This is a genomic window from Bradyrhizobium yuanmingense (assembly GCF_029167105.1).
GTDB lineage: Bacteria > Pseudomonadota > Alphaproteobacteria > Rhizobiales > Xanthobacteraceae > Bradyrhizobium > Bradyrhizobium yuanmingense_A.
Map to the genome: position 1 here is coordinate 1 of NZ_JARFML010000119.1, position 1098 is coordinate 1098.

The following is a 1098-nucleotide window of genomic DNA, read 5'->3' on the forward strand; positions in this document are numbered from 1 at the left end:
GGCCGAAGACGTCAGGATAGAGGGCCGCAGTCGCGTGGATTGCGGTCCGAGTTTGTAATTGCCACCCTCGGCGGGCAGTTCAGGCGGTGATCGTGGCCCACCGCCTCATATTGAACGCGATGGAGGCGAGCAAAACTTGCCCGCTTGCCTTGGCGAGACCGACATAGCGGATGCAGGTGAGCCGCATCCGGCGTTTGAGGGTAGCGAAGGTGGTCTCCACCGTTGCCCGTCGTCGTGCGATGAGAAGGTTGTAGCGCTTGAGCCTCGGCGGCAGCTCCGGGTGATGCCGGTTCGGGCGGCGCGCGATGCGGGGCTTCTTGCCTTCCGCTTTCAGTCGAGTCCGCCGGGCATGGGTGTCGTAGGCCGCATCGGCCCACACCACAGCTTCGTCACCGCGGATCAGTTCGTCGGCCGGTGTCGTGTCGTTGACATTGGCAGGCGTGGTCAGCACCGACCGGATCAGGCCGGAGCCCTCATCGACACCAACATGGGCCTTGTAACCGAAGGTCGAGCCGCTTTTGCCTTGTCGCTTGGCAAACCGGGCATCGGGATCGTTCGACGGCTGTTCCTCCTTCGGAGGCGCTGACACCGCCTGGATCAAGGTCGCATCCAGCATCGTGCCGCGCTTGAGGATGACACCAGCATTCTCAAGCTGACGATCGAGTTCACCGAACAGCTTCTCTAACAGACCTTGCTCAACAAGCTGGTTCCGAAACCGGTTCAGGACCGTGTGATCAGGCGTCGCATCCTCAAGACTGAGACCGACGAAGCGCTTGAACGACAGTCGATCGCCCAGCGCTTCCTCGAGCTCGCGCTCCGAAAGACCATAAAGTGATTGCAATAACAGCGCACGAAACAGCACCAGCACCGGATAGCCCGGACGGCCAGGGCCTGCCTCATCCCGCAAATGCGACATCAGCTTCTCGAACCGATACCATTTGACCAAGCCCGACAACCGATCCAGCGCCGCGTTGGCCCCGGCTCCCTTCGGCAGCCACCCCTCAATAAAACTCGGCTGCCCCGTCTGCTTCACTGCCATCGCTACCCTCCAAGGCTTTGCCCTAGGGAATCACAAATGGCGAATTACGCAACAGGCCC

General features: G+C 61.4%; 1 protein-coding gene. It reads right to left on the reverse strand.

Annotated elements, in window-relative coordinates; genetic code table 11:
- Window positions 1-79: 79 nt before the first annotated feature.
- Window positions 80-1039 (reverse strand): IS5 family transposase, encoded by a 960-nt coding sequence (locus P0R31_RS40700; RefSeq protein WP_275521236.1) that lies wholly within the window; start codon window positions 1037-1039, stop codon window positions 80-82.
- Window positions 1040-1098 lie beyond the last annotated feature (59 nt).

Excerpts from the sequence above, each read along its gene's own strand:
- P0R31_RS40700 (WP_275521236.1), bottom strand. The coding sequence starts at position 1,039 with ATGGCAGTGAAGCAGACGGGGCAGCCGAGTTTTATTGAGGGGTGGCTG.